8 protein-coding genes and 1 pseudogene are annotated in these 9,184 nt (G+C 41.0%); 6 read left to right on the top strand and 3 right to left on the bottom strand.

Annotated features, from left to right (window positions below; translation table 11 throughout):
* The 5 genes from KPX09_RS03095 to ligA form a co-directional block, all read left to right on the top strand.
* Positions 1–374: P44/Msp2 family outer membrane protein (locus KPX09_RS03095; RefSeq protein WP_249548947.1), on the top strand; the 374-nt coding region annotated here is incomplete at its 5' end.
* Positions 375–808: 434 nt separating this feature from the next.
* Entirely contained in the window at positions 809–1,309 is a 501-nt protein-coding gene (locus tag KPX09_RS03090) for a redoxin family protein (protein ID WP_249548946.1), read from the top strand.
* 196 nt (positions 1,310–1,505) lie between these two features.
* Positions 1,506–1,757: a BolA/IbaG family iron-sulfur metabolism protein gene (locus KPX09_RS03085; protein ID WP_249548945.1), complete on the top strand. Its 252-nt coding sequence runs from the start codon at positions 1,506–1,508 to the stop codon at positions 1,755–1,757.
* Positions 1,750–2,079: a Grx4 family monothiol glutaredoxin gene (gene grxD / locus KPX09_RS03080; RefSeq protein WP_249548944.1), complete on the top strand. Its 330-nt coding sequence runs from the start codon at positions 1,750–1,752 to the stop codon at positions 2,077–2,079. The genes KPX09_RS03085 and grxD overlap by 8 nt, the downstream gene beginning before the upstream one ends.
* 5 nt (positions 2,080–2,084) lie before the next feature.
* Positions 2,085–4,118 (top strand): NAD-dependent DNA ligase LigA, encoded by a 2,034-nt coding sequence (ligA, locus tag KPX09_RS03075; RefSeq protein ID WP_249548943.1) that lies wholly within the window; start codon positions 2,085–2,087, stop codon positions 4,116–4,118.
* Positions 4,119–4,202: 84 nt separating this feature from the next.
* On the opposite strand, the gene KPX09_RS03070 is transcribed toward ligA, so the two are convergent.
* Genes KPX09_RS03070 through KPX09_RS03060 form a run of 3 tightly spaced genes read right to left on the bottom strand, consistent with a single transcriptional unit; the run spans position 4,203 to position 7,793 of the window.
* On the bottom strand, positions 4,203–5,384 hold the full coding sequence (locus tag KPX09_RS03070) for a ribonuclease D (RefSeq protein WP_249548942.1): 1,182 nt from the start codon (positions 5,382–5,384) through the stop codon (positions 4,203–4,205).
* A 7-nt stretch (positions 5,385–5,391) separates the two neighbouring features.
* A complete protein-coding gene (locus KPX09_RS03065; protein WP_249548941.1) occupies positions 5,392–7,494 on the bottom strand; it encodes an ATP-binding protein in 2,103 nt (700 codons plus the stop codon).
* Positions 7,495–7,523: 29 nt separating this feature from the next.
* Positions 7,524–7,793, bottom strand: coding sequence for a cold-shock protein (locus tag KPX09_RS03060; RefSeq protein WP_011450286.1), 270 nt, complete (start codon positions 7,791–7,793; stop codon positions 7,524–7,526).
* An 885-nt stretch (positions 7,794–8,678) separates the two neighbouring features.
* On the opposite strand from KPX09_RS03060, the pseudogene KPX09_RS05795 reads away from it, so the two are divergent.
* Positions 8,679–9,184 (top strand): annotated as a pseudogene (locus KPX09_RS05795) (P44/Msp2 family outer membrane protein); the annotation flags it as partial.

Genomic DNA, 9,184 nt, shown 5'->3' with positions numbered 1-9,184 from the left:
TTGAGATTAGGGCGGTTTCTTCTACTTCAGTCATGGTTAATGCTTGTTATGATCTTCTTAGTGAAGGTTTAGGTGTTGTTCCTTATGCTTGTGTTGGTCTAGGTGGTAACTTCGTTGGCGTTGTTGATGGTCACATCACTCCTAAGCTTGCTTATAGGTTAAAGGCTGGCTTGAGTTATCAGCTTTCTCCTGAAATCTCCGCTTTTGCTGGGGGCTTCTACCATCGTGTTGTTGGAGATGGTGTCTATGATGATCTTCCTGCTCAACGTCTTGTAGATGATACTAGTCCTGCTGGCCGTACTAAGGATACTGCTATTGCTAACTTCTCCATGGCTTATGTTGGTGGAGAATTTGGTGTTAGGTTTGCTTTTTAAATACCTATAAGGGGTAGCGGAAGGCTTCCCCTTAACTTACTTTTCCAAGAACAGATGAGGTGTACATCTGTTAGCAAATGTGAATTTTATAAAAGGGGAACTAAACGTTCCTTAACTTACTTTCTACCGGGTTCTATACTTCTGCTGTCTTTATTTTCTCTTTATTCTGGCTTCGATTACTTGTGGGTGTTACCATACATAAGGGACGACTTTATCCCCTTATAATATTAATTCCATGATACTGAGATACATACCATCCCTTTGATAAGGCAAGGCGTGAACTTTATATCACTCCTATACCTAAGGTCGCACATGAAGCATAATTAATACCCTGTAGCCAATCTGAGAGTACCGCAGTAACTGTTGCGAAAACTATAAAGTCAATGCACACTACATATGCTATCCCGTAGCATGATCAACTAAGGGAGTATTAAATGCGCATAGTAGGAATGAGCGTACTGTGTTTATTTTGTGCATTCTCAGTCGTCATATTTTTTACTTACTACAAGCGCAACAATGCTACATTTTCTTACGATATAGTATTGCCTACCATATTCGGTAACAGTACAGAATTCAACACCGCAGAGATCAAGAAAAAAAGACGTGCGTTTGTGGTGAATGTGTTTGCTTCCTGGTGTACTATTTGTATGAAGGAGCACCAAACATGGAAAGAAATCTCTAAAAGAACCTCTATCGACCTTTATGGCATAGACTACATAGATATAGAGGATAACGCACTGGCTTGGCTACAGGAACCTGATAACCCTTATATTGCAATTGCGGCTGATTACTCTGGAAAAGCAGAAAAGTCATTCGGGGTTACGGGAGTGCCTGAAACTTTTATTTTCAACAAAAATGGTGAGTTAGTACTCCATATAAAGGGTTCTATAACCTGGGATATGTGGCAAGAACGCGTAGAAAAACTCATAACATAATCATATACATACAAAAATTTGGAGATTAAGTCAGAATTTTGCACCGCTAGCATGCACAATAGTAAGGAAAGTAGACCGACTTATGTAATTAACTGCTAGCAATCGCTTATGCAGACTCGGCAGTGTTATGAGAGAGCTACTGCTGTACCGTCATTGTTTACCAAATCTATAAAAAGTGTTATACATTTGGTCTCTTTTGGGGACTTTGGTAATGGCTGTAGATCTTTTAAAGCTGAGAGAGTTGTTGTGTAACTCCTTTCCTGATGGAATCGTTGACGTGACTAGCTTAGCTGATGACAATGATCACTATTCCGTGCGGATTGTTTCCAAAAGATTCGCTGGTAAGTCAAAACTTGAGCAGCACAGAATGGTTTATGACGCACTATCAGAAGTGACTGTGCACGCATTACAAATACAAACAAGTGTGGGTAGTAAACAAGATGGATAACAACCTAGTGAACAGAATTAAACATGATATAGAGAATAATGATGTTGTGTTGTACATGAAGGGTACTGCTGCAGCACCTCAGTGTGGGTTCTCAAGCGTGGTGGCATCCGTATTGGTTCATCTGGGGGTGGCATTTAAAGATGTAGATGTTTTGAGAGACCCAGAGTTAAGAGAGGGAATTAAGGAGTTCTCCAGTTGGCCCACAATTCCTCAGCTATATGTAAAAGGCGAGTTCATAGGGGGATGTGACATAGTACGTGAAATGTACCAAAGCGGTGAACTACAAGAGCTTTTGAAAAAGAAGGGTGTGATAACTGGATAGGTCACATGTCTGACAACAACAGTAGGCAGCATCTTGCTTATCTAAATGCGCAGCTGAAACTTCACGACGTTCTATATCATGGACATGATGCACCGGAGATCTCAGATGCTCAGTATGATGCACTCGTACAAGAGAAACGTGAGTTATTGGAGAAGTTTCCCGAGCTTAGTGCCTACAATGATTACGAAGGAGTAATTGGTGCACCTACAGTGGATGCCAGATTGCCCAAAATTGTGCATCGTGAACCTATGTTATCTCTGGAAAATTCCTTTACTACACAGGATGTGGAAAAGTTTATCTCCAGGGTAAAGCGTTCACTTAATATGGATCCTGAAGCCTCTATTACCATAGCTTGTGAACCTAAAATTGATGGTTTGTCGTTTGCTGCATTATACGAAAAGGGCTCTCTCGTAAGGGTTGCGACTAGAGGAAATGGCCATTTAGGGGAAGACATTACTAACACCGCAAAAGTAATACGTAAGCTCCCTCACAAAATCATAAATGCTCCTGAAGTTCTGGAAGTCCGAGGTGAAATATACATGCACCACAGCGACTTTGAAAAACTGAAGGACGTATGTAACTTCGCAAATCCACGTAATGCCGCAGCTGGTTCTATTCGTCAACTAAATCCTAAAATTGCAGAAGAGCGGAATCTTCGCTATGTAGCATATTGTGTAGTCAATAGCACGTTAGCCTCTCAAGAAGCAATATTAAAACAGCTTGCCGAATGGGGGTTTTGTACTCATACAGAAGTACTTTTCGCTGATAATATGGACGATGCGCTATCGTTCCATACCAGAATGTATAATATACGTAGTACTCTAGGGTATGACATTGATGGAATAGTATATAAAGTAAATGATACACATCTACAAAAACTTCTTGGCTCTACAAGTAAGTATCCTAGATGGGCCACAGCCCATAAGTTTCCTTCAACTGAGGCCATCACGAAATTGCGTGATATTTCTGTGCAGGTCGGCAGAACAGGAGTTATAACTCCCATAGCGGAATTGGAGCCCATAAATATAGGGGGCACCCTGGTATCCCGGGCAAGTCTTCATAACCTTAACGAGATTGTCCGTAAAGATATACGTATTGGCGACAGTGTTATAGTAAAAAGGGCTGGCGAGGTCATTCCACAGGTAGTAGGAGTAGATCATGACGCACGTTGTAATTCTACTGTACCTGAAAAGTATGTATTCCCTTCGCATTGTCCATCATGTGGAAGTACACTTAGTAGAGCTCCTAGAGAAGTAGCGATGCGCTGCACGGCTGAATTATCGTGTCAAGCGCAGGTACTAGAGCGAGTAAAGCACTTTGTATCTCGGGACGGGCTAAATATAGTAGGCCTAGGAGAAAAACAAATAGAGTTTTTCTGCAATGCATCATACATCAGCAACGTTGCCGACATTTTTTCGCTAGGAGAAAAAATGAGTCACATGAACTTAAGCGCTGAACATGGATGGGGAGAGAAGTCTATGGCTTTACTCATTGATGCTATTAATGCCAGTACCACTGTGAAACTGAGTAATTTCATTTTTGCCTTAGGAATCAGGTTCATCGGAAAGGGTGCCGCAAAGCTGATTGCAGAATACTACAGATCTTATAGCACCTGGGTACATTCCATGACATCACTGGCTCATGGAGAAGATCCGGATAACATACATGGTATTGGCCTAAAAAGTATTGAGTCCTTACGTGCGTTTTTCTCAAGTGAAGACAATTTGAGAGTACTCCGGACGCTTGAAGAAAAACTCAATATCTTGGATGAAATCGTAAATACGGAGACCGCATCTCCCATTTCAGGAAAGACTATTGTATTTACTGGCGTGCTGGAAAATATGTCTCGTAACGAAGCTGCGAAATATGCGGAAACTCTAGGGGCTAAAGTTGTTAGTACCGTCACTACCAAAACTGACATACTTGTTGCTGGAAGCAACTCAGGAAGTAAGTTAGACACCGCTAGAAAACTCGGTATTCAGGTTATGAATGAGTCGGAGTGGAGAGAACTCCTGAAAACTGTACCTAACTCAGGGTAATAGTTTACTTCTGTAATGTCTCCTCGGTTATCCTGAAGTATATGGTGCTGCTACGTGCTGTAGTGCATCTAAAAAATCCGCAAATCAAGAGCCGTTGCTTACGCTAGATCTACAAGCAAATGACTGACTATCTACAACAAGTTGGACATTGCCTCCATTAATATCGACAGAAAACACCAACTTGGCTCGTCCTTCTATAAAAGCTTTAACCTTATGACCAAAAAACTCATATCTCCAGCCTCGCATGATGTTGCTAGGGAGGTGACTTATGGCTCTAACCAAATCCCTCTTAGATGCTACTAATTTCTGTGACACACTACCTTCTACACACACGCTATGCAGCAATATAGACAGTAAACTTAGAGTATCACGTTCTTGACTAGCTTTGTTATACACATCTTGCTTTATATGCTTGTTGTTCTCCACTATCTCAGTCAAACTGAAAGGAAGGTCTTGTAGATATAGCTCGCGCACGTATTTTCTGAGGGTACTGGCGCTGCCATCCGCTATAAAGTCTTTTGTAATATTCAAGACATCTCTGGCGTTCATGATAATGTTTCGATTGATATTTAGTAGACGTGCTACACGTTCTCTCCACTCTACAACCGATCTTGCTATAGTAGCTTCTTGCTCCGTTAAGTCTCCATAACACTCCATACTCTCTAAAATCGTGGTGTAGTTATCGGATACCGAATCTACAATGCAATCCATCTCCTCCATATACCACGATAGCCTACCCTTGGACGTCAAAATATCCCGAAGGATTCCATACAGCTTATATAGATAAATAACATCATCCAGGGCATAACGCACCTTACTTTCCGTTAAAGGTCTTTTTGACCAATCCACACGCTTGAAGGGCATCTTATTCAGTTTCACGCCTAGAAACTGCTCAACTAATTTAGAATATCCCACTGAATTTTCGTGATACTCACACAGCATAGACGCTATTTGTGTATCAAATATAGGCCTAGGGAGAGACTCAAATAGCAAGGATAATGCGTCAAGATCTTGCCTACAATCGTGAAAAACCTTAAAAATCTGTGTGTTATCAAAAATTTCCTGCAGAGGAGTGAGATCAATACCCTCTGCTAAAGCATCAATTACACACTGCTTATTCTCATAAGCTATCTGCAGTAAACACAATTTCGGGTAATAGTCGTTGAAGCTACGTAAAAACTCCGTGTCTATTGCCACACTTTCAGGGTTATCACGTAATACCGCCGCACAAAACCTAGATAGATCATTTGTTGAACAAATAAACACATTTTTCTCATTTCAAAAAAGTAATCAGTACTACACCACCTTCCTCCGAGTTACGGAAACCTATAGATGCTCCATGCTCTTGCAGGATCTTCTCTACTATCGCCAACCCTAACCCAGTACCCTTTTCACGTGTAGTAACATAGGGTTCTGTAAGCCTTCCTATAATATCCTCTGAAAACCCTATACCGTTATCTCTCACTTCAACCAAAACACTCTTTTCTTCTTTTGTTACAGTAACTGTGATGCGCCCCCTATCAGCATTAGGACTTGCATTTATCGACTCGCAAGCATTCTTAAATATGTTTACGAATACTTGAGAAATCTGTTCCTGATCTATAAAAACAAGGACCTCTTCCTCAGGAAAGTGCAAGTCGTAAGAAACAAAGGCTTTACCGAATTGTCCCAGAAAACTTATGTCCCTAATAATAACAGAAATGTAACACATTTTAAAGGTTGGGCTGGGCATTCGCGCGAATTGTGCAAACTCGTCCACTATACAGCTAATATTTGATACGTGCTTAATTATGGTGTCTGTGTATCGCAAAAAGGTCTCTCTTCCTGATACAATCTGCTCAGCGTACTTGCTCCCAAGGCGCTCTGCTGCCAGGTAAATGGGTGTAATAGGATTTTTTATTTCGTGAGCTATCCTCCTAGCTACATCCGACCACGCTGCCTTCTTTTGAGCTTCTACCAAACCAGAAATATCGTCAAATGTAATAATCAGCCCCTGAGACTTCAACCATTCTATATTCACCGATAAGGTAAGTAACTTATGATTACGAATAATAGTGATATCACCCTTACATTGGACCGCGTTCACCAGCTCCAAAACTTCTGGCAACACTTCTTCTATCGGTTTGTTGAGCTCATGGCAGGACAACAGCTCCATTGCCCTATCATTCATCAAAGTTACAGATTTTAACGGTGATAAAGCCATAACTCCGGACGATACTCCTGACAAAACAGTTTCAACGAACACTTTTCTAACATTTATTTCTCTATATGCATTTTCTAACTGCATACGTTGCTCACTTAACCGTTCTACCATTTGATTGAATGCTTTGATCACCGTAGCGATCTCTTCACCCATAATTTTTCCTTTATACTCTATCCTACAATCAAAATCCCCATCTTGAACCCGCTTAGTGGCTGTAAATAACTCAGATAAGCGCCCCACTATACCTTTGGCAAAACCTACCCCTAACCACACCGATACAAACAGCACAACCAAAAATAACAAAAGAAATGCCAGCGAAAATTGAATTTGTAATGCAGACATCTGTGTTCGCAGATTATTTAGATGCTCATGCATCTCTTCAAAGCGCAACATATTATGCTCCAAAGCATTGTCTGGAGCCCGAACCGCTATAAGATAAATCCCAGACAAAGAATCTAACAATTGCACGGTATAATCCTTCTGCCCTTTAGAAAAAACTACTGGCTTGTCATTAATTTCATAAAGCTCATCTTCAGTTACATAATTAGTCCAAGATGTAGCACTAGGATTTGCGCTAGCCAAAATCTCTCTATTGCTGATAAGTAGAATTTCCAAAAAACTAAATAGCTCAGCCCCTAATGAGATCTTTTCTGACGTCCACTGCGCAGAATCTGTACCCAAATAGTTAGCAAGATGCACAGCATCCGAAACCATGACAGCAGTACTGCATTCGTCCGCACACTTCAAAGTCTCCTCAATATACCGAGTGAACGCAGGCCGTATATTATTGTAATACCAAGCCCTCACACCATAATCAAAGAAAAGATATGCAAATCCCGAAGCAACTACGGCAGGAATCATCCCCACCAGGGTGAACACTATAACAGCCCTAGCCTGCAGCTTAAAACCTAGCTCTCCCCTATTGCACTTTATCCAAGCATGCATTGTCCAACAAGACAACGAAGCTATGCAAAGCAAAAACAATAACAGCACCCATAGGAGCAATTGTATATTCTCCTCAGTCGTAATGTTCCATGATTCCTGAACATCTAACAACGACAAAATGAGGGAAAAATCAAGAGACGCCAATCCAACAGAGCAAAATCCGGATGACAATAAATCAACCAGAACACCCCACAGACGACGCCTCTTTCTAGCGCCTAGCCATACCATACATCCTGACAAGGCCCAAAAACATAGTGTTACTCCGAAAGCACCTCTAGGTTCACCGCAGAAACCTTTCCGTTATTTTCATCCAACTGGTACCTGACCTTCTGCCCTTCTCTGAGGTTATCTATTCTGCTCCTCTGCAGCGATGTAATATGTACGAAGACATCCTTCTCACCATGCCCCATAGCAGAACCCTTACTGCCTTCGGAGCTGTCCTTACAAATAAAACCATAACCCTTCTCTACGCTAAACCACTTAACATGACCGGTGTAGAACGCCTTCCCATCCACTAACTGAGACATCAAAAAACCCTAAATATTCAGACAACAAACCGCTACTCTCGAGTACCCAAGCTATCGCCTGAGTTGTAAGACACACGGCGCTTTGAGCCTATATTTTAATGTTTTACATTGCAAGAGAAATATTCTCAACGGAGCACTTTGCCCATTAAGCTACTCACACACTAATAATATGTAGCAATTCATCAATTATACTCCCAACCACAGGGATTTACTTCCCTCTATTCATTATGTCTATGCCTAAACAAGTATAACTTATAACATACCACATACAGTATGCAAAATAATAAAAACAGAAAAAGCCCCGTATGATGAATAAATTCCTCTACTATATTAGATATCAAAGAATCTCAAGCCTATATTAAGTTAGAGAGCATAACCCAGCATGTAGGGTAATATTTTTTTCATGAATTTCTGTAATATTTTAGGATATTACAAATTGTATATTCGAGAAAAAATATTACCCTGAACCTTCAATGTAATATTTTCTAATAATAGAATTGGTTTTCATATACTGTATATGCATGTAGCACATAGCGCGACGGGAGTGTACATCAACTTTGAAGTGCAAACGGAATACAACGCACATTCTGTCCCGCGGAGCAGTGCTTAGTACCATAAAATGGAGAAGGCAGTACGCTTATCCTGCGCCTTCTCACTGATGTATGCTCGCTAATACATGTTTAGGCACACCTACACTGCTATTAACCTTTTCGGACCCACTATAATGGGCTACCCAATATGTGAAATAATGCCGCATAAATGAAACATTGAACTACAGCTAAATCAAGTAACAGCAAATGTAAAATTCAACCGTATCCACTATTCTGATGGGATATGCATGGCATATGGTTCTAGCATGCTATCCAAATCTCTATTATTAGATGAGGTAAGGACATTGTTCACTTTGCTAAGGCTCTGGAAATCTCTCACCCCATCATCGATGGCAAGGTTTGTAACCGAGGAAAGGCCACCGCCGCAAGCAAAGGCTTATACGATAGCAAAGCGGGTTCCTGTGATAGCATAGACAAGCAGGGTGGGAGCTTAGAGCAGAGCTTAACAGCGGCTTTAGGCGATAAAGGCGTTGAAATGTGGCCTAAAATTAATAATGGTAGCAACTCAACATTGAGTGGTAGCAGCAATAATGGGACCCCATACACTGTAGATGCGTCTGCTACTGTTTCCAAAGACTTAATAAAGCTCACTCCCGAAGAAAAAACAATAGTAGCTGGGTTACTAGCTAAAACTATTGAAGGTGGTGAGGTCATTGAGATTAGGGCGGTTTCTTCTACTTCAGTCATGGTTAATGCTTGTTATGATCTTCTTAGTGAAGGTTTAGGTGTTGTTCCTTATGCTTGTGTTGGTCTAGGTGGTAACTTCGTTGGCGTTGTTGA

This window comes from Anaplasma phagocytophilum, assembly GCF_023476575.1.
Taxonomy (GTDB): Bacteria; Pseudomonadota; Alphaproteobacteria; order Rickettsiales; family Anaplasmataceae; genus Anaplasma; species Anaplasma phagocytophilum_A.
The sequence above is the reverse complement of the archived record's forward strand: the minus strand, read 5'-3'. Positions and strand labels throughout refer to the sequence as shown.

Excerpts from the sequence above, each read along its gene's own strand:
- KPX09_RS03090 (WP_249548946.1), top strand. The coding sequence starts at position 809 with ATGCGCATAGTAGGAATGAGCGTACTGTGTTTATTTTGTGCATTCTCA.
- grxD (WP_249548944.1), top strand. The coding sequence starts at position 1,750 with ATGGATAACAACCTAGTGAACAGAATTAAACATGATATAGAGAATAAT.
- ligA (WP_249548943.1), top strand. The coding sequence starts at position 2,085 with ATGTCTGACAACAACAGTAGGCAGCATCTTGCTTATCTAAATGCGCAG.
- KPX09_RS03065 (WP_249548941.1), bottom strand. The coding sequence starts at position 7,494 with ATGGTATGGCTAGGCGCTAGAAAGAGGCGTCGTCTGTGGGGTGTTCTG.
- KPX09_RS03060 (WP_011450286.1), bottom strand. The coding sequence starts at position 7,793 with ATGTCTCAGTTAGTGGATGGGAAGGCGTTCTACACCGGTCATGTTAAG.